This is a genomic window from Methylobacterium sp. DB0501, assembly GCF_011043735.1.
GTDB lineage: Bacteria > Pseudomonadota > Alphaproteobacteria > Rhizobiales > Beijerinckiaceae > Methylobacterium > Methylobacterium alsaeris.
The window spans coordinates 20,717-43,986 of sequence record NZ_JAAKGV010000011.1 but is presented as its reverse complement, the minus strand read 5'-3'; the positions used below and the strand labels follow the sequence as shown (position 1 = coordinate 43,986).

The window sequence follows — 23,270 nt, the reverse complement described above, 5'->3', positions numbered from 1 at the left end:
CATCAGCGCGCCCCCTCCAGGCGTTCGAGCCAGAACGAGCAGCCCACGGCGGGCAGGGCGTCCCGGCTGCCGAGATGCTGGAGCAGGCCGTCGTAGCGCCCGCCGCCGACGAGCGGCTTGGCTCCCTCGTTCTCCGCGACCTCGAAGATGAAGCCGGTATAATAGTCGAGGTTGCGGGCGAAGCTGCCGGTGAACACGAAGCGCTCGAGCGGCAGGCCGCGGGCGGCGATGAAGCCGTTGCGCTCCTCGAACAGGGCGAGGGCGGCTTCCAGCCGCGGGTCGTCGAGGCCGGCCCGGCGGGCGAGGTCGCGGGCGGCCGAGGCCGCCGCGTCGGGATCGCCGCTGAGGGCGAGGTAGGCGTCCAGCACCTCGCGGGCGCGCGTTCCCAGGCCGGCGCCGCCCTCGGCATGGGCCGCCGCCTTGGCGAGGAAGCGCTCGGCGATCTCGCCGGCGGTGCGGCCGCCGACCCGGCTGATGCCCGCGATGGCGAGAACGTCCTCGACGAAGGCCCGCACCCCTTGCGGGTCCTGGCCCTGGATGGCGGAGAGCAGGCCCGCATGGGCGGCATCGACCGTCACGGGCGCGGCGATCGCGTCGAGGGAGCGGCCGGCGGCGACGGCCCGCAGGGTCCGGCGCTTGGCCGCCGGCTGGACGTTCAGCGCGTCGAGGAGCGCGGTGATCAGCCCCATGTCGCCGAGGCGGACCTGGCGGTCGCGGCGCCCGAGGCGGTCGAGCCCGTCGAGGGCGAGCCCCAGGATCTCGGCATCGGCCGCCGGCACGTCGGTCCGGCCGATCGACTCGATGCCGGCCTGGTGGAACTCGTCGGGCTCGGCCGCCCGCAGGCGGAAGACCGGGCCGAGATAGCTGTAATCGGCCGCCTGCCCGTCGGCGACGGCGCGGTGGTGGCGCCCGACGGGAATCGTGTATTCGGGCCGCAGGCAGAGTTCCGCCCCGGCGCCGTCCTGGGTGATGAAGATGCGCCGGCGGATGTCCTCGCCGGACAGCTCCAGGAAGGGCTCGACCGGCTGCAGCACCGGCGGCTCGACCCGCGCGTAGCCCCGGTCCTCGAACAGCGCCAGAAGCGCCTCGTGCGCCGCCGCCGGCCGGGGGGCCGCGGCTCCGTTACCCGTCATTGGTCCCACTATCCAATTTGCCTGGGCGGCCCTGTAGCAGCACCGGGCGGGCTTGGCGACCGTGGGGCGCGCGGCCGTCTGCGCAGGGCCGCCGCCCGCTCGTTCGTCAGGCCGCCACCTCCGCCGGCCGGGTCCGCTCCGCGGCGAGGCGCGTCACGGCGGCGAAGTCGACCTTGCCGGAGCCGAGCTGCGGCAGCCTGTCGACGGTGACGATCTCGGACGGTACCGCCAGCTCGCTCAGGCCCCGGGCGCGGGCCTCGGCCTGGAAGGCGCTGCGGGTCGCGTCCTTCTTCTCGGTCACCAGCACCAGGCGCTCGCCCTTGCGGGCATCGGGCACGGCGGCGACGGCGCTGCCGACATCCGGGTAGAGCTCGGCAGCCAGAGCCTCGACGGCGGCGAGGGAGATCATCTCGCCGCCGACCTTGGCGAAGCGCTTGGCCCGGCCGCGGATGGTGACGAAGCCGTCATCGTCGATCGTCACGATGTCGCCGGTATCGTGCCAGCCCCCGGGCGGCGGCTCCAGCACGCCGGGCTTCTCCGCCCGCAGGTAGCCCAGCATCACGTTGGGCCCGCGCACGAACAGGCGCCCGCCCTCGCTCACGCCCGCGACCTGCTCCAGCCGCGCCTCCATGCCGGGCATGATCCGCCCGACCGTGCCGAAGCGGTTGAACATCGGGGTGTTGAGGGCCAGCACCGGCGCCGTCTCGGTGACGCCGTAGCCCTCCAGGATCCGCAGCCCGAATTTTTCCGCGTAGGCCTTGCGGGTCGCCGGCTTCACCGGCTCGGCCCCGGCCAGGATGTAGCGCAGCGAGCGGAAATCGTAGGCGTGGGCGACCCGCGCATAGCCGGCCAGGAAGGTGTCGGTGCCGAACAGGATGGTGCTGTTCGAGCCGTAGACCAGCTCCGGCACCACCCGGTAATGCAGCGGCGACGGGTAGAGGTAGACCGGCACGCCGGAGACCAGCGGCAGCACCAGCCCGACGGTGAGCCCGAAGGAATGGAACACCGGCAGGACGTTGAACACCTTGTCGGTGCGGCCGAAATCGATCCGCGCCTGGGCCTGGGCGGCGTTGGCCAGCATGTTGCGGTGGGACAGCACCACGCCCTTCGGCGTGCCCTCGCTGCCCGAGGTGAACAGGATCGCCGCCGGATCCTCCGGGCGACGGGGATGGAGCGCCCGGCGCCAGCCGAACAGGCCGCGCAGCCGGTCGAGCCGGCCGACCCGGCCGCGGACGTCCTCCAGGTAGACGATCCTCAGGCTCTGGCCCAACGCCTCCAGGAGGGCGTCGAGGCGGCCCTTCTGCACGAAGGCCCGGGAGGTGACGATGGTGTCGATCTCCGCCGCCTTGCAGGCGTTCAGGATGTTGGCCGCGCCCGCCGTGAAGTTGATCATCGCCGGCACGCGGCCGGCCGACATCACGCCGAGCACCGTGACGGCGGCGGCGTTGGCGTTCGGCAGCATCACGCCGAGCGCCCGGCCCTGCGGGGCCAGCGGCCCGAGCTTGGCCCCGAGCACCCGGGCGCCGGCGAGCAGGCGGCGATAGGAGAGCTTGCCCGAGACCGGATCCTCGACGGCGACCCGGCCCGCGCCCTCGCGCTCGGCCGCATCGACCACCGCCTCGAACACCGTCCGGTCGATCGGGGCGGTGCGGAAGATCAGGTCCGACATCACGCCGTAGAGGGCCGCGCCCGCGGCCTGGCGGCGGGCCTTGCCCTTCAGCGCGGGATCGACGTCGAGCCGCACCGGCTCCAGCACCGTCACGATGAATTTCGGCCACCAGCGCCGGCGCACCTGGGCGCGGGACAGGCGCGAGAAGACGGTCTGCTCCGGCCCCTCGATCTTCACCGGCACCACGGGCGCGCCGGACTTGTCGGCGATCAGGCCGGCGCCGTCATAGACCTTCATCAGGCTGCCGGTGACGGTGAGCCGGCCTTCGGGGAAGATGATCAGGGTCTCGCCGGCCTTGACGGCATTGATCAGCGTGCGCGTCGCCATCGGCTTTGTCGGGTCGAGGGGCAGCGCCCGGGTCAGCCACAGGAAGGGCTTCACCCACCATTTCTGTGCGATGGTGTGGTCGATGGCGAAGGTCGGGTCGCGCTCGGTCAGCGACAGGGCGAGGCCGGCATCCAGGAAGCTGACGTGGTTGAGGGCGATGATGGCGTTCGGCCCCGCCTTCTCGATGTTCTCGAGGCCCCGCACCTCCAGCCGGTAGAAGGCCCGGAACACGATCGACAGGAAATCGCGGAATCCGCTGGTCGGCAGGACCGCCAGGATCGCGAATCCGGCGAGCAGGTTGGCGATGCCGACGATCACGAACTGGCCGGCCGAGGACAGCCCGGCCTTCTGCAGCACCGCGAGGCCGACGGCCCCGAGCACGATCAGGGCCGCGGCGAGCACGTTCGAGGCGGCGATGACGCGGGCGCGGCGCTCCTTCGGCGTCCAGGCCTGGAGCGCGGCGAAGGACGGCACGATGAACAGGCCGGCGGCGGCGGCGAGCAGCACGAAGTCGAGCGCGATGCGGGCGCCGCGCCAGGAGGCCAGGAAGTCGAGGGCGCCGATGGGTGAGGGCGGCGGCACGCTGGTGGCGGCGACGTGGGCGAGATCGAGGGAGACGAGGCCCATGACGAGCGCCGCGATCGGCGTCGGCAGCATCACGATCCGCCCGGCGCAGAGCCAGGAGGCGAGGCCGGAGCCGAGCGCGACGCCGACCGAGAACATCGCGAGGAGCGCCGTCACCACGGTCTCGTCGCCGCCGAAGGTGCCCTTCACCAGCGCCGGCAGGAGGGCGAGCACGACGGCGCCGACGAGCCAGAACCAGCTGGTGATGACGCCGGTGCGCCACAGCCGCGTATCCGCGTAGAGATCGCGCATCAGGCTGCCCGTGGAGCGCAGCACGTTGCGGTCGACCTGGAGGTACGGCGCCGCCTCGCCGGTCTTCGGGATCAGGAGGCTCGCGAGCCAGCACAGGAGGGCGAATCCCATCACCAGGAGCCCGAACGCGTGCGCCCCGCCATGGGTGACGGCGAGGCCGCCCGCGATGGTACCGGTGAGGATGGCGAGGAAGGTCGCGGCCTCGATGAGCGCGTTGCCGGCCGGCAGCTCGGCCCGTTCGAGGTGATCCGGCAGGATGCCGTACTTGATCGGCCCGAACAGGGCCGCCACGATCCCGAACAGGATGAGGGCCAGAAACAGGATCGGCACCGAGGCGAGCCAGAAGCCCAGCACCGCGACGCCCGCCGCCAGGATCTCCGCCGCCTTGAGGCGCTTGGCGATGAACGCCTTGTCGTAGCGGTCGGCGAGTTGGCCGCCGAGGCCCGAGAGGAAGAAGAACGGCGCGATGAAGGCCGCGCCGGCCAGCGTCACCAGGGCCGCCGAGCCGCCATCCGCTCCGCCGCCGACCCCGCCGGCCCCGAACATGATCAGGAACACCAGGGCGTTCTTGAGGAAGTTGTCGTTGAAGGCGGAGAAGAACTGGCACCAGAACAGGGGCGCGAAGCGCCGGCTGGCCATCAGCTGTCCGGACATGAGGGGCGTTCCTCGCTCGGTGACGGGGGGCTCGGGCAGGCCGGGCGCCGCCGCGACGGCGCAAGGCTTAGCCGGGAAACCCTAATCGGTTTCAGTACCGCAATCTGTTGCCGCAATCTCTCGCCGCGATCTGCGGCGATCCGATGTCGGGGAACCGCCGCCCTGCCGGGGCGGGTTACTCCTTGCCCATCTCCATCAGCAGCCGCTCGGCCCGGGCATCCTCGATGCGGTTGACGAGACGCTTGCCCTCGTGGACGTCGCGCACGGTCTTGGCCAGGGTGATGCAGGACTGGACCAGCATCGTCACGCCCATGGCGAGATAGGCCTTGGTCCAGAGGTCGAGGGGCAGGAACAGGATGCCGCCCGCCACCATGGTGGCGGCGCCGATGAAGGAGGCGTAGGTGAACGCCACCCAGGCGGAGGTGTGCTGCGGGTTCTGCGGGGTCATGATCGTGAATCCTCGAAAAGGTGAGACCGGTGCGGGGCGCTCAGGCCGCGCGGGCCCGGACCTTGTGCGCTCAGGCCGCGCGGGCCTGGCCTCCCGGCGCTCAGGCCGCGCGAGCCTGGACTCCCGGCGCTCAGGCCGCGCGGGCCTGGGCGCGAAGGCGTTCCATCACGCCGCCGGCGCTCGGCCGGGTGCGCGGGCCGAAGCCGGCCTCCTCCAGGCGCCAGCACAGGGATTCCGGCGTCGCCGCCTCGATGATCGCCAGCGCCTCGTCGGAGGCGGCATCCGCGGCCTGGGCCTCGCGCAGGCGGCGCAGGGTGGCCTGCGCCTCGGCGAGCGCCGCCGGGCTGCCCAGCCCCGTGCCGCGCCGGGCGCGCAGGCGGCGCACCGCCTCCGCCGCGCGGGCGATGCGCTGGCCGCGCTCCAGTTCGGCGAAGTGCCGGGCGCCCTTGCGCACCGCCCGGCGCAGGGAGGCGACCTCCGCGGCGTAGGCCGCCCGGGTCGTCTCGAGGGCCAGGGCCTCCTCCTCCATCTCGGCGATCGCCTCCGCGGCTTCCGCCGCCAGGTCCTCGCGCCCGCCGGCGAGCGCCGCGACGGCGCGGGCCTCCAGATCGGCGAGCCGGCCGGCGAGCGCAGTTTGCGCCTTCGCATCGGCGGCCTCCTGCGCGATGGCACGCGCCAGGGTCCGGCGGCTGTCGTCGAGGGCGGCGGCCGCGTCGCGCAGCTGCTGCTCCAGGATCAGGAAGGCGTGCTGGTCGTGCAGGTCCTCGGCGGCGCGGGCGGCGGCGCCCCGGACGAGGGTGGAGAGGAGATTGAGCATCATGGGCTCCGGGTCGGCGGTCGCCAGGTCCGTGAACGCTGTTCACGAATGCATCCTTCCACAGGTTTGAACGTTGTTCAAGCTCAATTCTGAACGTTGTTCAGGGAGAGGGCGCGGGCATGCGCACCGATGAGCGGCGGGAGCGGCTGAAGGCGGCCCTGCTCGACGCGGCAGAGCGCACCATCGCGGAGAGCGGCCTGTCGGGCCTGAAGGCCCGCGACCTGGCGAAGGAGGTCGGCTGCGCACTCGGCGCGATCTACACGGTGTTTCCCGACCTCGACGCCCTGATCCTGTCGGTGAACCTGCGCACGCTGGCGCTGTTCGACCGGGTCATCGCCACGGTCCCCCTGCCGCCGGCGCCGCAGGGCCCGGCGACCCCGGAGCAGCGGGACGCGGCGGTGGCGACCCTGGTGCGGCTGGCGGTGGCCTACCTGCACTTCGCCTCCGAGAACCCGGCGCGCTGGCGCGCCCTGTTCCAGCACCGGGTCGCCGAGGCGCTGCCGGACTGGTACCTCGTCGAGCAGGTGCGGCTGTTCCGCACCATCGAGGCGCCGTTGCGGGTCCTGCGCCCGGATCTCGACGAGGGGGGACGGGCGCTTCTCGCCCGCTCACTGTTCTCCGCCACCCACGGCCTCGTCAGCCTCGGCCTCGACGAGAAGCTGATGGTGCTGAGCGAGCCGGTCCTGCGCGGGCAGATCGAGATCGTGGTGGGGGCCTTGGGGCGGGGGCTGGCGGAGGGGTGAATCCGGCTTCCCCGACAGCCGACGGAACGGGCGCGACCGTCCTGTCAGAGTCCGTGGGGAGATCGATCGCGCCCCGCCCCTACCACGGCACCGTCTCCCCCCGATAATCCAGGTACAGGCATCCCCGCTGCCCGAGCCGTCCCTCGACCACCTCCGCCATCCCCTCGGCGCTGGTCGCCACGTCGATGTCGGCCTCCGGGCCGCCCATGTCGGTGCGCACCCAGCCCGGATGCATCAGCACCGTGCCGAAGGGCGCGTCGCGGTGGCGGGCGGAGAAGGAGCGGGCGAGCGTGTTGAGCGCGGCCTTGCTGGCCCGGTAGCTCTCCCAGGAGCCCCCCTCGTTGAGCGAGACGCTGCCGAGGATCGAGCTCATCAGCACCATCAGGCCGCCGGGGGCGACGTGCCCGGCGAAGGCCTCGGCGAAGCGGATCGGGCTGATCGCGTTGGTCTCGTAGACCTTGAGCGCCGTCGCCCGGTCGCCCTGCGGCAGCGGCACGTGGGCGCCGTCGGCGATGCCCGCGACCACGAACACCACGTCGAAGCTGCGGCCCGAGAGAGACTCGCGCAACGCCGCCACGCCGGCATCGTCGTCGATGTCGACCCGGGCGAGTTCGGGCGCGACGGGGCTCAAGGACGCGAGCGCCGGCGCCTCGCCCCGGGCGGTGGCGGTGACGGCCCAGCCGCGGGCGAGGAAGGCCCGCGCCAGCCCGAGCCCGAGGCCCCGCGAGGCCCCGACGATCAGCACGCTGCGGTCCTGCTTGGCCCGATGATCCTTGGCCCGATGATCCTTGGCCTGATGATCCTTGGCCATGGCGGTCTCCTTCGGTCGTGTCCGGTCGGGAGATAGGGCCCGCGCCGCCACGGCAAGCGTCGACAGCGCGCACTCACGGCCGTCAGGCCGCCGCGGCCCGGGCCGCGCTCCAGCGCTCCACCGTCGCCAGCAGCTCCTCGGGCCGGAACGGCTTGCCAACATGGTCGTCCATGCCGGCGGCCCGGAACTGTGCGATCTGCTGCGGCAGGACGTTGGCGGTGAGCGCGACGATCGGCAGGCGGCCGAGCGGAGCGCCGAGATCGCGGATGTGGCGGGTCGCGGTCAGGCCGTCCATGCCGGGCATCTGCACGTCCATCAGCACGAGGTCGTGCGCACCCGCCTGCACGGCCGAGATCGCCTCGGCGCCGTCGTCCACCACCGTCACGCGGTGGCCGCGGCGCTCCAGGATGGCGCGGGCGATCTCCTGGTTGATCGGGCTGTCCTCGACGAGGAGGATCCGGGCCGGCCGCGCGAGCGGCGCCGCGGTGCCGCGCTCCCGGGCCGCCGCCGCGTCGCCCGCCTCCGCCAGCGGCACGGCGAACCAGAAGGTCGAGCCCTCGCCGGGCCGGCTCTCGACCCCGATCTCGCCGCCCATGGTCTCGACGAGCCGCCGGCTGATGGCGAGCCCGAGGCCGGTGCCGCCGAAGCGGCGCTGGATCGAGCCGTCGACCTGGGAGAAACGCTGGAACAGGCGGCCGAGCCGGTCGGCCGGGATGCCGATCCCGGTATCGCCGACCGCGACCCGCAAGGCGTGGCGCCCGGCCCCGAGCGGCGCGCTCGCGAGGCTCACGGTGACGCCGCCGGCGGGCGTGAACTTGATCGCGTTGACGAGGAGGTTGAGCAGCACCTGGCGCAGCCGGTCCAGGTCACCCACGAGGCGGGGGGCGAGCCCGTCCTCCATCCGCACCGCGAGGGCCAGGCCCTTGGCGTCGGCCGCGGTCCGGACGATCGCGACCGCGTTGTCGGCGAGCACCGCCGGCGCGAAGGGCCGCGGGTCGAGGTCGATCTGCCCGGCCTCGATCTTCGAGAAGTCGAGGATGTCGTTGACGACGGTGAGCAGGGCCTGGCCCGCCTCCTGGATCCGCTCGGCGCTGCGGCGCTGGGCCGGCGGCAGGTCGCCCTCGCGCACCAGGAGGTCGGCGTAGCCGATCACGCCGTTGAGCGGCGTGCGGATCTCGTGGGACATGGTGGCGAGGAAATCGGTCTTGGCGGCGCTCGCGGCTTCCGCTTGAGCTTGTGCGGCTTCCGCCTGGGCCTGGGCGGCTTCCGCCTGGGCCCGGGCCGCCTCGGCGACGCGGTTGGCCTCGAGCACCGCGAGCTCGCGCCGCTTGCGCTCGGTCACGTCCGAGAAGGTGCGGATCGCCCCGCCCTCGGCGAGGCGCACGGTGCGCACCTCGAGGACGGTGCCGTTCGGTCGGGTGCGCTCGTAGATCGGGGGCGCGTCGAGGAGGTCGCCCTGGAGCTTGAGCCAGGCGTCGCAATCCGGCCGCGCTCCCGCGAACTCGCCGCCGGCCTGCTGCCAGGCGACGAGGTCGGCCAGCGTCCGGCCGGCGCGGCGGAAGTCCGGCGGCAGGCCCAGCAGGTCGGTCGCCCGCTCGTTGCAGAGCTGGACGATCCCGGCGGCGTCGATCACCAGGACACCCTGGTCCATGTTGGCGAGCGTCGCGTCGAGGAGCGCCGTCTCGCGTCGCAGGGCGGCTTCGGCGGCGCGGCGCGCCGTGATATCGGAGACGGTGCGCAGGATGCCGCCATCGGCGGTCGGCGCGACGTGGACCTCCAGGACCGTCCCGTCCGGCCGCACGCGCTCGTAGCGCTCGCCGATCACCGCGAGGTCGCCCATCGCGATCGCCTGCGCGAAGGCCGGGTCGAGCCCGGCATATTCGCCGGCCGCGTCGAGCACCCGGCGCATCTCGGCCCGCGTCGGCCGTGCCGCCAGGAAGGCCGGATCGAGGCCCAGCAGCGCGGCGAACCGCCGGTTGGTGACCGCGACCGTTCCTTGCGCGTCGACCATGATCAGGCCCTGGTCCATCGCGTCGAGGGTGGTCTTGAGGACCGATTCCTGCGCGACCAGGGCGCGGGTGCGCTCGGCGATGCGCTCCTCCAGGTCGGCGTTGCTCTTGCGCAGGGCGTCGGCCTGCCGGTGCAGGGTGGCGGAGGTCTGCGCCAGCACCGCCCCGACCTCGTTCACCTCGCGGATCGGCGTCACCGGGCTCGAAAGCGGGATGCCGCGGCTGAGGTCGGCGGCGGCCTGCGACAGCAGGGCCTTGGCGAGCAGGATGCGCCGCCCGACGAGCACCGAGGCGAGGAGCGCGATCAGCCCGAGGCCGAGGATCACCGGCGCCAGCACCATCACGGAGGTGACGAGGGGCGCCCGCAGGGCCGCCTGCTCGATGCCGATCGTCACCGTCCAGCCCGAGAGGCCCGAGCGGTGATGGGTGCCGAAGACCGGGATGCCGCTCAGGTTGCGGCCGGACCACCGACCCGTCGCGCCCGCCGTCGCCTCGAAGCCCGGCAGCGGCCGGCCCGCCCCCATGCCGGTGGCGACCGACCGGGCGATGACGATCCCCGCCCGGTCGGAGACCGAGCCGGAATAGGGCGCGGTGACGCCGGCGGCGCGCAGCAGGTCGCCGAACAGGCCGGCCGGCAGGGAGGCATCGAGGAGGTAGACCGCCGCGCCGTCGCGCAGGACCGGCACCGTGACGACGACGATCGGCTTGCCGGTGAGGGCGCCGATCATGAAGTCGGAGATCGCCGGCGCGCCGGTGTCCCGCACCCGGCCGTCCAGGGGAAGGACGGCCCGGGGCAGGGGCTCGCCCGGTGCCAGCCGGGTGTTCACGCGCTCGCGGCCGTCGGGCTCGCGCAGGACGATCTTGACGCCCTGCAGGCGCACGAGCTCGCGGACCTGGCGGTCGAACTGGACGAAGTCGCCGGTGTCCAGCGCCGGCGAGGTGGCCAGTGCCTGCAGCATCGCGATCTGGCCGCTGAGGAAGCGGTCGATCTGCTCGACCGCATGCGCGTTGAGCGTCGCGGTCCGCTCCTCCATCCGGGCCTGCTCGGCCTGCACCCAGCGTTGCGCGAGGAGGGCCGTGATGAGGACGGCCGGCACCAGCAGGGCGACCGCGAGCGCGGCGATGTAGGCCCGCAGCGGCCGCGCCGGCAGTCCGGGCGACCGTACCCCGCCTTCGCCGCTCTGATGGAGATCGGACACGATCCAGCCGGCCCTGAAACCTTGCGACCCGCCGCAAGCAGACCGTGTATAGGGCACGAACGGGGGCACGTCGTCCCGTCGCCACGGTTATCGGCGTGTGATGCGGGCGTCCCCGGCAGGGCGTGCAGGGAGGGGAGCGGGCAGGAGGCGGACATTCTCCGCTCTCAGCGCCTGCTCGATTGGTCTCTACGGATATGAAATCCACCGTGTCATTCCGGGGTCGCGTAGCGGAGCCCGGAATGACGAGGAGGGTGTGAATACCGCCGAAACGGCCCTCAATCCATGTCCCGGCTCGCATCCCCGTCGAGCCCGCCCTCGAGGTCGTCCTCGGCCTCGGCGTCGGATTCGTGCGCCTCCAGGCCGGCGGCCTCGGCGAGGTTGCGGGCGGCGCGGCGCAGGAGCTTGCGCAGGCGCCGGCGCTCCTTGTTGTCGAAGCCGTCCAGCATCTCGGCCTCGACATCGTCCCAGATGCCCTCGATCGCCGCGGCCTTGGCCATGCCCGCCTCGGTCAGGCGCACCCGGACGATGCGGCCGTCCCCGGCCTCGGTCCGGCGCTCGACCACCCCCATGGCGGCGAGCCGCGTGATCGTCTTCGAGGCGGTGGGCGGGCGCACCCGCAGGGTGGCGGCGAGATCGCCCATCGTCATGGTGCCGGCCGTCGCCAGCGCCTGCACCACCTGTTCCTGGCCCGCGAAGAGATCGAGATCCGCGAGGCGGTCGCCGATGCGGCCGCGATGCAGGCGCGCGGCCTGCATCAGGGCCCAGCCGACGCTCTTGGCGCCGGGGGGCCGGTGGCGCTTGGCCGCCCGGCGCGGCACGTCCACGGCCAAAGCCTGCTCGCCCGCTGCCATGGCGTGTCGCCCCTGTTCTCGAGCCCAATCCTGCCGCCCCGGCACTGTGAGCGCAAGGGCGGCGGCCGGGCGCCCCGCGGCGCCCCTGGTGGCGCACATGCCAGCCCGCCCGTGACGGCTGGATGACGGTGCCCGGTTTCGATCCCTTCCCCCGCGGCTTATGCTGGCGCGGCGTGAACGAGAGCGGAGCGACGCGGATGCCGGCCCGGCCCTGGGGCGACCTGACCACCGAGGAATGCCGCGACGGCGCGTTGAAGGCCACCGTGGCGGTGCTGCCGGTCGCGGCCGTGGAGCAGCACGGGCCGCACCTGCCGCTCTCGACCGACGTCGTCATCGCCGAGGGGTACCTCGCGCGGGTCGTGGATCTCGTCCCCGACGACCTCGACGTGCGGGTCCTGCCGGTCCAGGCCGTCGGCCTGTCGCCCGAGCACACCGACTTTCCCGGCACCCTCACGCTCACGCCCGAGACGGCGCTCGGGGCCTGGGGCGAGATCGGCGACGGGGTGGCGCGGGCCGGGTGCGGCCGGCTCGTGATCGTGTCGTCGCATGGCGGCAACAGCGCGCTCGTGGACCTCGTGGCCCTGGGGTTGCGCGGCCGGCACGGGATGGTGGCGGTCACCACCGCCTGGAGCCGCTTCGGCACGCCGCCCGGGCTGTTTCCCGACGACGAGGTGCGCCACGGCATCCATGGCGGGGGGATCGAGACCGCCCTGATGCTGGCGCTCCGGCCCGACCTGGTGCGGGCTGCTGCGATCCGCGACTTCGCCCCGGCGACCCGCCGGATCGCCCGCGACTACACCCATCTGCGGGCCGGTCGCCCGGCCGCCTTCGCCTGGCACGCGCAGGACCTGAATCCGGCGGGCGCCATCGGCGACGCCCGCCTGGGCAGCGCGGAGGCCGGCCACGCCCTCCTCGACCACGGCGCGCGCGCCTTCGTCGAGCTGCTCGGCGAGATCGCCCGCTTCACGCTGGACGGGCGCCTCGCCGGGCCGGTCTCGCACCGGGCGGAGTGACACACTATATCGTGCGTCGCCGCGCCGCCCCGGCGGCGCCCCCGCGACCGGTTTCGCTGCAAGAAGACGCCCCCGCATGTCCGACAAGATCCCCGTCACGGTGCTCACCGGCTATCTCGGCGCCGGCAAGACCACGCTCCTCAACCGCATCCTCACCGAGCCGCACGGCAAGCGCTACGCCGTGATCGTCAACGAATTCGGCGAGATCGGCATCGACAACGACCTCGTCGTCGGCGCCGACGAGGAAGTGTTCGAGATGAACAACGGCTGCATCTGCTGCACCGTGCGCGGCGACCTGATCCGCATCATGGACGGGCTGATGAAGCGCAAGGGCAAGTTCGACGCGATCATCGTCGAGACCACCGGCCTCGCCGACCCGGCCCCGGTCGCCCAGACCTTCTTCGTCGACCAGGATGTCGGCGACGCCGCCCGCCTCGACGCGGTGGTGACGGTCGCCGACGCCAAGTGGCTCTCCGAGCGCCTGAAGGACGCCCCCGAGGCCAAGAACCAGGTCGCCTTCGCCGACGTGATCCTCCTGAACAAGGCCGACCTCGTCGACGAGGCCGGGCTCGACGCGGTGGAGCGCCAGATCCGCGCCATCAACCCGTCCGCCGAGATCCACCGCACCCAGCACTGCGCCGTGCCGCTCGCGACGGTGCTCGACCGCAAGGCCTTCGATCTCTCCCGCATCATCGAGATCGAGCCCGAGTTCCTGGAGGAAGGGCACCATCACCACCATTCCGACGAGATCCGGTCGATCTCGGCAAGGATTCCCGGCGCGGTCGATCCCAACAAGTTCATGCCGTGGATCTCCGACCTGACCCAGGTCCAGGGGCCGGACATCCTGCGCTGCAAGGGCATCGTCAGCTTCCCCGACGAGCCGCGCCGCTTCGTCTTCCAGGGCGTCCATATGATCCTCGACGGCGACCTGCAGGACGAGTGGAAGCCGGGCGACCCGCGCGAATCCCGCGTCGTCTTCATCGGCCGCCACCTCGATCCGGAGGCGATCCGCAAGGGCTTCGAGGCCTGCCGGGCCTGACGGCGCGGTCTTCGATCGAGCCGGGACCGTCGTCGATCCGGCTCGCTCGAAGGCTCGGCGGGCCGATCGCCCGCCGGGTCAGTCCGCGCAGCGGAGCCCGGACCCGGAGGGTGGCCCAGGCCTTCGACGGAAAAGAAGCGTGCCGCTCCGCCCGGCAGAGCTAGCGCACCGTCACCTGACCCTTGATCTTCTCGTAGGTCGCCCGGCTCAGCACCCGCTTCGACAGGAGTTCGCTCGGCGACGCGTAGGGCCGCCGGGCGATGATCGCCTTGCCGATCATGCCGCCGCCCAGACCGTTCAGCTCCGCCAGGCTGGCGGTGTTGAGGTCGACCGTGCCGGTCGAGGGCGGGGCGTCGGCGGTGTCGTCGGCCTGCGGCAGCGGCGCCGACGGCGTGGCCGGAGTGAAGACCGGGGGAGGGGAGGGCGCCGGGGCGTCGGTCGGGGGCGGCATGACGTTCGGGGCCGGGGCCGCTTGACTCTGGGCTGGCGGCGTCTGGCTTGCGGCTGACGGCGTCTGGCTCGGGACGGGCGTCACCTCCGCCACCGGCGGCTGGCGCAGCGCCGGCGGGTCGGCCGGGCGCGGGCCCGGATAGACCGAGCGCACCGCATCCCCGTTCGCGGGCGTCGGCGTCGGTGCGGCGCTCCGGCCGGTCTCCGCCCGCTTCGACGACTCCACCTTGGGGGGTTCCGACACGTGCGTGCCGGTGGTGCGCGGCACCATCACCTGCCACAGGCCGGCGAGGCCGGCCGCCAGCACGACGATGACGAGGGCGCGGGTAATGGCCGAACCGGTCAGCATCGTGGGTGTGTGTCCTTGAGGGCGTGGGATCGCGGACCGCCGACGGCGGCCTTCGGGCCCTACTCTACATCGGGTTATGGCCGGCGCGAGGCATGACCGCCGGCAGGCCACCGGTATTCCGCCGGATGTCCACGGTTTCGCGCGGTGATGTCCGTTTCAGCAGCGGGTTTTCCCCAGAGTTACGGGGATGATGGTGATCCGAAGACCTGTCGCCGCGGTCGTCAGGCGCCCGCGGGCAGGCGGCGGATCGACCGGATCGCCCCGTCGCCGGTGCCCGGGCCGGTCCGGCCGGCGCGGATGCGGGCTTCCGCCTCGGCCAGGGGCTCGATCGCCACCGCCATGTGGTGGCCGTTGGCGTGGATCAGCTGCGTCGCGTCGAGCATCATCCCGACATGGCCGCGCCAGAACACCAGATCGCCCCGGCGCAGGCCGGCGAGATCCAGGGTCACCGGCACCGGGGCGCCGAGGGCCGCCTCCTGCTGGTCGCTGTCGCGGGGAGCCGGGATGCCCGCGGTGGCGAGCGCGGTCTGCACCAGCCCGGAGCAGTCGAGCCCGAGGCTGCTGCGCCCGCCCCAGAGATAGGGCGTGCCGAGGAAGCGCAGGGCCGTCGCGGCGACGTCCGGCTCGATGGCATCCAGGGGTGCGAGGTGCCCGGACCAGACGAAGCGCCCGTCGGCGAGCCGCGCATAGGCGCCCTCGCGGTCCGCGACCGCCACCTGCGCGCCGAGGCTGAGGGCGCCGAGCGCCGGCCGCTTCAGGTCGGCGGCCGGGTACAGGAAGGTGCGCAGGGCCGCGACCCGGTGGGTCGGGGCGGGATCGACGGGGGCCAGCGCCTCGGCCGGCAGGTAGCCGACATAGGAATCGGCTGCGAGCTGCGCGAAGGCCCAGCCGTCGCGCAGGTCGTAGACCGTCGCGGCCTCGCCGAAGAGCGCCTCGCTGTCGAGGGCGGCACCCGTATCGGGGGCGCGCCGCAGGGGGGCGACGGCTTGGCCGATCCGGTGCGGCCGGCCGGGCACGAAGCGCGCCGCCTCGACCTGCCCGCGCAGGCGCTCGTCGGCGAGGTCGGGCCGGGCGGGGGTGAGGCGGGGATCGAGGCGGGGCAGGTCGGTGCGCGACATGTCGGTCATGGCTCTACCCTCACAGGCCCGCCCCGCGGCGGCAAGGTGGCACCGCACGGCCCCGTCACGAGCCTGCGACCTTATGCCCACCCCTGTCCCCGATCCGCACACGAACGAAATTTCGCAGCCGCCGCCGCAGCCTATCGGGAAACACGGCGCAACCATTCCAGCCGCGCCGGGTTGGACATGCGCGTGTTGCACTGCAACAATCGCCGTGCCTGCGCTATGGTCAGCCCATGATGATGAGCCGCACCGTGAAGAAGCCGACCGACAAGCCCCGCAACCTGCCGCCGATCCGGGTGCGCAAGGAGCCCCCCACCATCTCCGAGGCGGTGGCGGCGGCCCAGGATCTCGCCGACGACGTCGAGCAGCAGGTCGAGATCGCCGCGGGCCTGATCGGCCTGCCGCTGGAGGAGGTGCGACCGCACGTGCTGCAGGCAGCCAAGACCCTGGCGGCCAAGCCGAAGGCCGCGCCCGAGCGAATCATCAGCACCGGCAGCGGCCTGCGCGGCCCGCGCACGGTGATCGTCGAGCGCCGGGCCGGCCGGCCCCTCGTCGAGCGCCGCACCCGCCCGCCCCTCGACGGGCGGCGCTGAAGCGCTCGCAATCCTGTCACCCATCTTATGCTGTTGCACACGGGACCGCATTCGAGAGAATATTGTTCACCATCGAACGCCCCGGTGCGATTTCGGCGGTCCGTCGGCCCGTGTTAGGCTGGCGGCATGAAGTTCCTGCGGCGAGGGCGACGTCCGGTTGCCGTCGGTATGGTGTGCACATGAATTCTCTTGAGCCTGTCACGACAGGCGTGGAAGCGTTGCGGCTCGACAATCAGCTCTGCTACGCGCTCTACGCGGCCTCCCACCGCATGACGAAATGCTACCGGCCGCTGCTCGAGCGGCTGGGACTCACCTACCCTCAGTACCTCGTGCTGATCGTGCTGTGGGAGACTGACGGGCTCACGGTCTCCGACATCGGCCGCCGCCTGCGCCTCGATTCCGGCACGCTCACCCCGGTGCTCAAGCGCCTCGAGGCGGCAGGCTTCGTGCGCCGCACCCGGCGCCAGGCCGACGAGCGCGAGGTCGAGATCAGCCTGACCGACGAGGGCCACGCCCTCCAGGCCGAGGCCGTCGAGGTCCGCCGCTCGGTGGTCAAGACCCTGCAGATGTCCGAAGCCGAGATCGCGGAGCTGCGCGCCCGCCTCGACACCCTCATCGCCACGCTGGGCAGCGAGGGATGACCGCGCCGGCTTGCTTAGCCGGTTAATCATTCCTACTTGAGCGCCGCGCTCCATCCCGCTTAAAGGGACGGGCGAGGTGCGTCGTCCGCCGCGAGGGAGGCCGGACCGCGGATCCGCATGTCGACGGCCTGACGGCCTCCCGCTCAAGACCGGACCAGCGAGTGCGCCCCGCCGTGACACCCGTCCTCTGCCCTAGCGCATTTTCCGGCGAAGCGGATACCGGTTCGTCTCAGAAAATGCGGCAGAATCAAGGACCTGGAGCACTGCCCGGTGGCAACGCGATCGGGCGGTGCCCGAGCGTTCGAGCCGGCCTCCCCGGTCATTGCGCCTGCGCGGGCCGGACGGGATCATGAAGAGCCTGCGGGCCCTCGCGGGCCTCCTTGCCGGATGGTCGGAACGCAACGGCGAGCCGCGCCGGCAGGTCGCCGTGCTGCCGGTGCGCGCAGGCCCGGACGGCGCCCTGCAGGTCATGCTCATCACCTCCCGCGAGACGCGGCGCTGGGTGGTGCCGAAGGGCTGGCCGATGAAGGGCCTGAAGAACTACGAGGCTGCCGCCCGCGAGGCCTACGAGGAGGCGGGCCTGATCGGCCGGGTCGGCCGGCGGGCGCTCGGCAGCTACTTCTACCACAAGCGCCTGAAGAGCCGCGACATGGTGCTGTGCCAGGTCCAGGTGTTCCGCCTCGACGTGCGCAAGCAGCTCAAGACCTGGCCCGAGCAGAGCGAGCGCGAGGGGCGCTGGTTCAGCGTCCCCGAGGCGGCCGAGGCGGTCACCGAGGCCGGGCTCGCCGCCCTGATCCGCGCCGCCGGCGCCGAGGGCGCGAAGGCCCGCAAGGCGAAAGCCAAGGTCGCCGTCAAGATTCCGCCCAAAGCACCGTCCAACAAGCCGGCTTCCGAGAAGCCGGCCTCCGGCAAGGTCCCGTCCGGCAAGACTCCCTCCGGCAAGCCCCCCTCCAAGGCCTCCTGACGCCGTCGCTATCCGTCCGTCACACGGCCCCGCTAAGGCTGCGAGGGTCGGCGGGCCCGCCGGGACGGCCCGCATTCCTGACGACGAGCGGCGACGCGATGGCGATCATCCAGGCCTTCCAGGCCGGCGAATTCCTGAACTCCACCTTGAGCCTGCTCTGCGCCTTCGTGCTCGGCACCCTGATCGGCGCGGAGCGCCAGTACCGGCAGCGCACCGCGGGCCTGCGCACCAACGTGCTGGTCGCGGTGGGCGCCGCGGCCTTCGTCGATCTCGGCATGCGCATCGGACACGGCGACGGCGCGATCCGGATCGTCGCCTACGTGGTGTCGGGCGTCGGCTTCCTGGGTGCCGGCGTGATCATGAAGGAGGGCATGAACGTCCGTGGCCTCAACACCGCCGCGACCCTGTGGTGCTCGGCCGCCGTCGGGGCGCTGGCGGGGGTCGATCTCGCGGCGGAGGCCGTCCTCGTCACCGTCGCGGTGCTCGCCGGCAACACCCTGCTGCGGCCCCTCGTCAACGCCATCAACCGCATTCCGATCGACGAGCGCGACACCGAGGCGACCTACGAGGTCCGCGCCGTCACCGAGACCGCGCGCCTCTCCGAGGTGCGCGACCTCCTGGTCGAGCGCCTGGAGGCGGCCCATTACCCGGTGAGCGAGGTCGACGTCGAGGAGCGCGGCGAGGACGACGTCGAGGTTGTCGCCACCCTGGTCAGCACGGCCATCGAGCCGGCGGAGATCGACGCGGTGATCGCGCGCCTGGGCGCCGCCGAAGGAATTCGGCAGGCGACCTGGACGGTGCGGACGACGGATTGATGTCGCACCGCAGGTTCGCCACAGATCCAGCGAGCATGAGTTCCGATCGACGAAGCAGGGCGGCGAGCCTGGCGCGTAGAATTGTCAGGCCTGCACAATCCACATCGCATGATTTGGGGTTATTTTTGGGGTGCGCCGAAATGCAGGCGGATTTGCCTCCGTTCCGGCGATGTCGAGTCCCGGTCGTTACTCATGGGTGACGCTGGTTGAAGTTCGAGCAAGCGTGCGCGTCAGCCCCTGGTTCGCCCATGGCATTCCGTTCTGCGGTACGCTAAAGGTGGCCCCGGATTCACGATACCCCCTTCTCATCGTTAAAGCAACTATAGGTTGCAAAACCCCTAACGTAGCGAAATGCAATGACGAGAGACCATGACGCCCCCACCCGTTTCCACGTGATGGTGGAGGAGAGGATTTTCGACACGGTCAAGGGTGTTCTGCCGGGGGCCGTCCAGGCCGAGCCGCTTCGCCTCGAAGCCCAGGGAAAAGTCGATCTCCCGTTCGGATTGGAGAAGTTTTCGGGCGGATCGGATCGCGACAGAAGGAACAGCTTCACGATCGGCTTCATCATCGCGTCGGAGCTCGACGAGGATCTGAAGGACCGGATCGAGGCCGTCCTGCCCGAGATCGCCCGGCCCGGCTCGATCCTGTCGGTGAGCGAGACCGAGATCGGGCGTGCGACCGTCGAAGGCTGGTGCTGGGAGCGCGTCGGGTCGCTCTTCACCGACGTGATGAAGAGCTACGCCCGGTCGAACCTGGCGCAGGCCACCTTGCGGGCAAACAACCATCGTCTCGAGAAGGTCCTTCAGGCCCTCGAGGATCCGATCCGCGCCATCGGTCCGATGTCGGACCGGCTGGTCTACCGGGTCGAGCCGGCAGCGTATCCAGTTCATCGTCAGCCGACCGGCGAGGACGAGAGCATTCTGATCTCTCAAAATCTGTCCGGTGAGATCCCCAGCATTAAGTCGATCGAGTTCTTCATGAGTCGCGATGCTGATGAGGAGGACGGCTCTGTAAATTTCAAAGCAATCAGATCTCATTCCGGAAATCTGATCTGCGATGTCAATATTCCCCTCTCGGCAATCCGCAGGGGATGGAATAATGTGCAATGTACGGAGACTTACGGAGGAAAGCGCGAGCCTGTCCGCGTCGAGGTTACACTCAGCGGAGAGGGGGCACGATCGGTCTTCCTCGCACTTGGGCAGCCCAACCCCATCCGCGAAGAATGCGCAAGCATCAGCACCAACGACATGAACGACCGTCCGTTGGCAATTCAGGTCTGGTCAGGCATGCCGGCCTTTCTACCGCTGGCCGGTGCGCGTGCGCCGACGGTCGAGGCTGCCGTCGCAGCCAAGAGCATACCCGCCGTGGTCATGTCACGAGCCGAGCTGTTCCATCAGGCAAGCGGTATCGCGGATTTCAATACGGTTGCCTTCGACGAGGAAACCAAGTCCCTGCTCGTGCACCCGTTGGGGCTCGCGCCTACGATCAGCTGTCTGAGATCCATTGGCGCGTCCGGTTACCGCAAGATTCTCGCGGTGGTCGAGCTCCGGAACAAGGACGCGCAAGCCACGGAGTTCGCCGTTTTTTCAGCGTCCGGACTCCCTGCGGCTGCGATCATCGATACGGAAAATCCCGATTTTCTACAGTATGTCAAATGGAACGCGTTCAAGGCCGGCGAATGGGGAGAATTTGAGGTCGAAATTGCGCCGATGAATGCAGATATTATTGATATTTATCTTCTGACGCGGAACCGGACGGAGAATTACAATCTTTCGTGGGCGTATTTCCGTAGCATTACGCTTCTGCCCTGACTATTTTGATTAGGATGACAATCATGCGTATCGTCTTCGTGGTGCCGACATTCCGTCACAGCCTTCTGCTCCACGAGGCTGTGCAATCCGTGCTGGATAACGGTAGGGAGGACGCTGTCGATATTGTCATTGTCGACGACGGATGCCCGGAACTCGAGACCTTGTGCGGGGGCGTTGGTCTATCGATCCTGCACGAGAATGTCCATTATTGCAGAAGTTTCAATAAGGGTCTTAGTGGCGCACGCAATGTCGGTATCGAATATAGCTTAAAAAATATCGATTTCGATGCAATATACTTTCTTGACGCTGATAATCGTGTCTCGGATTATTCCGTCGCTCAAATGATTCAACTCTTGCGGCACAATTCCGAGGGCGACTGGTTTTATCCCGATATCAGAATGTTCGGAATCGAGTGGAGCGGGAGCTACGAAAGCTCGTTCTCGCCGTTCATTGAAGCGCTGCAAAACATATGCGAGGCTGGAAGCCTGGTGCGTAGGAGGGTGTTCGATCGAGGTATCCGCTTCTCGGAGACGTTGAAGCATGGTTTCGAGGATTGGGATTTCTTCCTAACTGCATCGGAAGCTGGTTTTCATGGTATCCATGCGCCCTCGCTGGGGTTCCTATACCGCAAGCGCCCAGAGAGTATGCTTGCGGACTCGACTCGTGATCAAGAGTTTGTCCTAAAGCAGCTTGAGGACCGGCATCCGTGGATCAAAGATCGACGGTGGTTGACGCATGCGGAGCATGTTTATAATCCGAGATACGCCATTTTCATTTATGACTTAGGCGTCGTTCGAATGTCATCTTCGATTGAATCTTTTACAGAAGAGATGACTTGGGACGAATACAAGCGCCGATTCTGGGCATGGGAAATTAAGCCCAACGTATATAACATCGGGTCAACGATGATCGTCATGAACAGCGCCACGCTGTCTCTGCTGGAATCGCTGATGCTCGGATCCTGGGTCATCTTCGACTTGGAGCGAGGACTGCAGCGAGCAAATCTAACCTCGGTTGAAATTAGTCAATCTGCGAATCACGACTTGAAGATAAAGGCGCCTGTTCCGTATTCAGGGGTTAATCTGGACTGCTTGGCCATCTCGTCGCGCCTTCTGCGAGAAGTCGTCAGCGACAGCAGCGATGGCTGGGTCAGGGGACTGGTATCCGGTGCCCATGGCGGTGCTCATACATCGAGGGCCGTCCATCTTCCGAAGGGCAGCCCCATCAATCTACTCCCAAGTCCGGTCGCCGAAAACTTCCTGTACATGTGCCGGGACCTGGCCACGTCGAGTTACTCACAGTCGAATAAAACCTTGCGTCCGCGAGACTCGGTAGGTTCGCCCAATCGGGCATCCGCCGCTGTCATGCTGAGAGATAAGTTCGGCCACACCGTGCTGGCGCCGTATCTGAAGCGGAAAGATATCGAGATCGGGTTCGTATTGCCCATTGTCGATTTCGGCGGTGTCGAGAAAGTAACGCTGGCCGTCGCCAAGCAGATGAGAAACCTCGGATACGGTACGAATCTTTTCGTTGCCAAACGGCGGGAAATCAAGCAATTCAATCTGGTTGCAGCGGCGTTTGATCGCGTTTTTTTCATTGATAATGATGCTTTCGACGACTGGAGCGGCCCGGATTATCTCGGAACTAATCTGTCGAAATGGTCCGTGAGTGGATCGCAGATGGATGAGGCCAACCTCCTATCTGCCATGGATGTCCTGATATCCTGCCATTCCCTGGATATTTTAGGCGTCATGGGCCAATTGCGCCGGAGCGGAACCGTCACGGCGTCTTACTTGCACCTGTTCGACAAGACGTATCTCGATCGTCGGGTTGGCCATCCTTTCGTTGCCGTCGCGTACGAGCACGCGCTGGATCTGTTCATCGGTTGCTCCGAAGCGATCTGCGCGGAACTTCAGGCGGAGGGCGTTCCGCCGTCGAAACTGGTCGTCGTTCCCAACGCGCCGTCGATCCGGAAGCCGAAGGTGTCGCGCCGCGAGCGAGGCCGTGCTGGCTCGTCCCAGGGACAGCTGCGCGTGCTGTATATGGGCCGTCTCGATCGCCAGAAGGGGATCGAACGGCTTGAAGCCGTTGTGCGCGAATTGAGCCAGTCCGACGACATTGCTTTCCGGATCGTCGGCAAAACGATCATCGATGATGGAACGAGCCGGCCATTCATCGAGAAGCTCGTCGAGCCTCCGGTCTACAGCGAGAAGGATGTCGCAAGGCTGTATGAATGGGCCGATGTCATTATCCTGCCCTCGTATTACGAAGGGCTGCCTCTGACGGTCCTGGAAGCGATGTTGATGGGGGTCATCCCCCTCGTGACCGATGTCGGCGCGGTCAGGGAGGCCGTCGACCACGACGTGGATGGCTTCGTCGTGGCGGAGGAAAACTGCGTGGCCGACATGGTGGCGATTCTGCAACGGCTCGCGAGCGATCCGGGGCGAGTGGCGGAATTGTCCCAAGCCGCGGCGGCGGCGGGGCAGCAGCGCAGCTGGGCACGTTCTGTCGTAGACCTCGACGAGGTGTTGCGTGCATCGGTGGCCAAGAAGCGAAAGAGGCTGTCCAACACGCCTAAGCTTGCTTCTTAGCGGGTGCCAATCTGCCGTCGAACAGGTTCGTCATGCCGGGCGCGGGCGGGTCTTTGTGTCCACTCCTGTCACGACGGCCCGGTGCCATCGAACACGTCGGTTCGATGGCACCGGGCCGCTCTGAAAGACCGTCGAGGCGCCCGGTGCGTCATGCGTCGACGGAACGGTGTTCGCGGGCAGGGCTCCGTGATGTTCCTCGAGGCCATCGACGTTGATGAGCCTGTCTCTCCTCCGATGCAGGTGAGCGGCCGGACGGGCTCGGCGCCCGGCGCGATCGTCCGACCACATCGGGGCCGATCGTATCACCAGCCCGCGCGGCGCCTGAGCGAAGCCGATTTCCGCATCG

The 23,270-nt window shown here is 69.6% G+C and carries 17 protein-coding genes and 1 pseudogene; 9 read left to right on the top strand and 9 right to left on the bottom strand.

Annotation, left to right across the window (positions count from 1 at the left end):
- Positions 1 to 2: 2 nt before the first annotated feature.
- From G4G93_RS17220 to G4G93_RS17205, 4 genes are all read right to left on the bottom strand, one after another.
- Positions 3 to 1,133: an ATP phosphoribosyltransferase regulatory subunit gene (locus tag G4G93_RS17220; protein WP_165085792.1), complete on the bottom strand. Its 1,131-nt coding sequence runs from the start codon at positions 1,131 to 1,133 to the stop codon at positions 3 to 5.
- A 106-nt stretch (positions 1,134 to 1,239) separates the two neighbouring features.
- Positions 1,240 to 4,659, bottom strand: coding sequence for an acyl-[ACP]--phospholipid O-acyltransferase (locus G4G93_RS17215; RefSeq protein ID WP_165085791.1), 3,420 nt, complete (start codon positions 4,657 to 4,659; stop codon positions 1,240 to 1,242).
- Positions 4,660 to 4,834: 175 nt separating this feature from the next.
- Positions 4,835 to 5,107: a YiaA/YiaB family inner membrane protein gene (locus tag G4G93_RS17210; protein WP_165085789.1), complete on the bottom strand. Its 273-nt coding sequence runs from the start codon at positions 5,105 to 5,107 to the stop codon at positions 4,835 to 4,837.
- Positions 5,108 to 5,237: 130 nt separating this feature from the next.
- Positions 5,238 to 5,924, bottom strand: a complete 687-nt coding sequence (locus G4G93_RS17205; protein WP_165086063.1) for a PspA/IM30 family protein — start codon at positions 5,922 to 5,924, stop codon at positions 5,238 to 5,240.
- 119 nt (positions 5,925 to 6,043) lie between these two features.
- On the opposite strand from G4G93_RS17205, the gene G4G93_RS17200 reads away from it, so the two are divergent.
- The gene (locus G4G93_RS17200) at positions 6,044 to 6,667 is read left to right on the top strand and encodes a TetR/AcrR family transcriptional regulator (RefSeq protein ID WP_165085788.1); all 624 of its coding nucleotides are present in this window, start codon (positions 6,044 to 6,046) and stop codon (positions 6,665 to 6,667) included.
- 79 nt (positions 6,668 to 6,746) lie between these two features.
- Here the strand turns inward: G4G93_RS17200 and G4G93_RS17195 are convergent, their stop codons facing one another.
- The 3 genes from G4G93_RS17195 to G4G93_RS17185 form a co-directional block, all read right to left on the bottom strand.
- Positions 6,747 to 7,478, bottom strand: coding sequence for an SDR family oxidoreductase (locus G4G93_RS17195; protein ID WP_165085786.1), 732 nt, complete (start codon positions 7,476 to 7,478; stop codon positions 6,747 to 6,749).
- 82 nt (positions 7,479 to 7,560) lie between these two features.
- A complete protein-coding gene (locus G4G93_RS17190) occupies positions 7,561 to 10,686 on the bottom strand; it encodes a PAS-domain containing protein (protein WP_165085784.1) in 3,126 nt (1,041 codons plus the stop codon).
- Between the two features lie 275 nt (positions 10,687 to 10,961).
- The gene (locus tag G4G93_RS17185) at positions 10,962 to 11,537 is read right to left on the bottom strand and encodes a MarR family winged helix-turn-helix transcriptional regulator (protein WP_165085782.1); all 576 of its coding nucleotides are present in this window, start codon (positions 11,535 to 11,537) and stop codon (positions 10,962 to 10,964) included.
- Positions 11,538 to 11,734: 197 nt separating this feature from the next.
- Here G4G93_RS17185 and G4G93_RS17180 point away from each other — a divergent pair, with 197 nt between their 5' ends.
- Both G4G93_RS17180 and G4G93_RS17175 read left to right on the top strand, forming a co-directional pair.
- Positions 11,735 to 12,550 (top strand): creatininase family protein, encoded by an 816-nt coding sequence (locus G4G93_RS17180; protein WP_165086061.1) that lies wholly within the window; start codon positions 11,735 to 11,737, stop codon positions 12,548 to 12,550.
- Positions 12,551 to 12,626: 76 nt separating this feature from the next.
- Positions 12,627 to 13,589, top strand: a complete 963-nt coding sequence (locus tag G4G93_RS17175; protein ID WP_165085781.1) for a GTP-binding protein — start codon at positions 12,627 to 12,629, stop codon at positions 13,587 to 13,589.
- 160 nt (positions 13,590 to 13,749) lie between these two features.
- On the opposite strand, the gene G4G93_RS17170 is transcribed toward G4G93_RS17175, so the two are convergent.
- Both G4G93_RS17170 and G4G93_RS17165 read right to left on the bottom strand, forming a co-directional pair.
- Entirely contained in the window at positions 13,750 to 14,388 is a 639-nt protein-coding gene (locus tag G4G93_RS17170) for a helix-hairpin-helix domain-containing protein (protein ID WP_165085779.1), read from the bottom strand.
- 221 nt (positions 14,389 to 14,609) lie between these two features.
- Positions 14,610 to 15,515, bottom strand: a complete 906-nt coding sequence (locus G4G93_RS17165) for a C40 family peptidase (protein ID WP_165085777.1) — start codon at positions 15,513 to 15,515, stop codon at positions 14,610 to 14,612.
- Between the two features lie 227 nt (positions 15,516 to 15,742).
- Here G4G93_RS17165 and G4G93_RS17160 point away from each other — a divergent pair, with 227 nt between their 5' ends.
- The 6 genes and pseudogenes from G4G93_RS17160 to G4G93_RS17135 all read left to right on the top strand — a co-directional run bounded on the left by G4G93_RS17160 (position 15,743) and on the right by G4G93_RS17135 (position 22,924).
- Complete coding sequence (locus G4G93_RS17160) at positions 15,743 to 16,102, top strand: hypothetical protein (protein WP_165085776.1); 360 nt, start codon at positions 15,743 to 15,745, stop codon at positions 16,100 to 16,102.
- 179 nt (positions 16,103 to 16,281) lie between these two features.
- Positions 16,282 to 16,743, top strand: a complete 462-nt coding sequence (locus tag G4G93_RS17155; protein ID WP_165085774.1) for a MarR family winged helix-turn-helix transcriptional regulator — start codon at positions 16,282 to 16,284, stop codon at positions 16,741 to 16,743.
- A gap of 349 nt (positions 16,744 to 17,092) precedes the next feature.
- Positions 17,093 to 17,572, top strand: a pseudogene (locus G4G93_RS17150) (NUDIX hydrolase); the annotation flags it as partial.
- Between the two features lie 233 nt (positions 17,573 to 17,805).
- The gene (locus G4G93_RS17145; RefSeq protein WP_165085771.1) at positions 17,806 to 18,522 is read left to right on the top strand and encodes an MgtC/SapB family protein; all 717 of its coding nucleotides are present in this window, start codon (positions 17,806 to 17,808) and stop codon (positions 18,520 to 18,522) included.
- A gap of 356 nt (positions 18,523 to 18,878) precedes the next feature.
- On the top strand, positions 18,879 to 20,333 hold the full coding sequence (locus tag G4G93_RS17140) for a DUF6212 domain-containing protein (protein ID WP_165085769.1): 1,455 nt from the start codon (positions 18,879 to 18,881) through the stop codon (positions 20,331 to 20,333).
- A gap of 23 nt (positions 20,334 to 20,356) precedes the next feature.
- Positions 20,357 to 22,924, top strand: coding sequence for a glycosyltransferase (locus tag G4G93_RS17135; RefSeq protein ID WP_165085767.1), 2,568 nt, complete (start codon positions 20,357 to 20,359; stop codon positions 22,922 to 22,924).
- Positions 22,925 to 23,270 lie beyond the last annotated feature (346 nt).

Bases quoted from the DNA above. Each gene is read 5' to 3' on its own strand.
- G4G93_RS17220 (WP_165085792.1), bottom strand. From the start codon at position 1,133: ATGACGGGTAACGGAGCCGCGGCCCCCCGGCCGGCGGCGGCGCACGAG.
- G4G93_RS17215 (WP_165085791.1), bottom strand. From the start codon at position 4,659: ATGTCCGGACAGCTGATGGCCAGCCGGCGCTTCGCGCCCCTGTTCTGG.
- G4G93_RS17210 (WP_165085789.1), bottom strand. From the start codon at position 5,107: ATGACCCCGCAGAACCCGCAGCACACCTCCGCCTGGGTGGCGTTCACC.
- G4G93_RS17205 (WP_165086063.1), bottom strand. From the start codon at position 5,924: ATGCTCAATCTCCTCTCCACCCTCGTCCGGGGCGCCGCCGCCCGCGCC.
- G4G93_RS17200 (WP_165085788.1), top strand. From the start codon at position 6,044: ATGCGCACCGATGAGCGGCGGGAGCGGCTGAAGGCGGCCCTGCTCGAC.
- G4G93_RS17195 (WP_165085786.1), bottom strand. From the start codon at position 7,478: ATGGCCAAGGATCATCAGGCCAAGGATCATCGGGCCAAGGATCATCGG.
- G4G93_RS17185 (WP_165085782.1), bottom strand. From the start codon at position 11,537: ATGGCAGCGGGCGAGCAGGCTTTGGCCGTGGACGTGCCGCGCCGGGCG.
- G4G93_RS17180 (WP_165086061.1), top strand. From the start codon at position 11,735: ATGCCGGCCCGGCCCTGGGGCGACCTGACCACCGAGGAATGCCGCGAC.
- G4G93_RS17175 (WP_165085781.1), top strand. From the start codon at position 12,627: ATGTCCGACAAGATCCCCGTCACGGTGCTCACCGGCTATCTCGGCGCC.
- G4G93_RS17170 (WP_165085779.1), bottom strand. From the start codon at position 14,388: ATGCTGACCGGTTCGGCCATTACCCGCGCCCTCGTCATCGTCGTGCTG.
- G4G93_RS17165 (WP_165085777.1), bottom strand. From the start codon at position 15,515: ATGACCGACATGTCGCGCACCGACCTGCCCCGCCTCGATCCCCGCCTC.
- G4G93_RS17160 (WP_165085776.1), top strand. From the start codon at position 15,743: ATGATGATGAGCCGCACCGTGAAGAAGCCGACCGACAAGCCCCGCAAC.
- G4G93_RS17155 (WP_165085774.1), top strand. From the start codon at position 16,282: ATGAATTCTCTTGAGCCTGTCACGACAGGCGTGGAAGCGTTGCGGCTC.
- G4G93_RS17145 (WP_165085771.1), top strand. From the start codon at position 17,806: ATGGCGATCATCCAGGCCTTCCAGGCCGGCGAATTCCTGAACTCCACC.
- G4G93_RS17140 (WP_165085769.1), top strand. From the start codon at position 18,879: ATGACGAGAGACCATGACGCCCCCACCCGTTTCCACGTGATGGTGGAG.
- G4G93_RS17135 (WP_165085767.1), top strand. From the start codon at position 20,357: ATGCGTATCGTCTTCGTGGTGCCGACATTCCGTCACAGCCTTCTGCTC.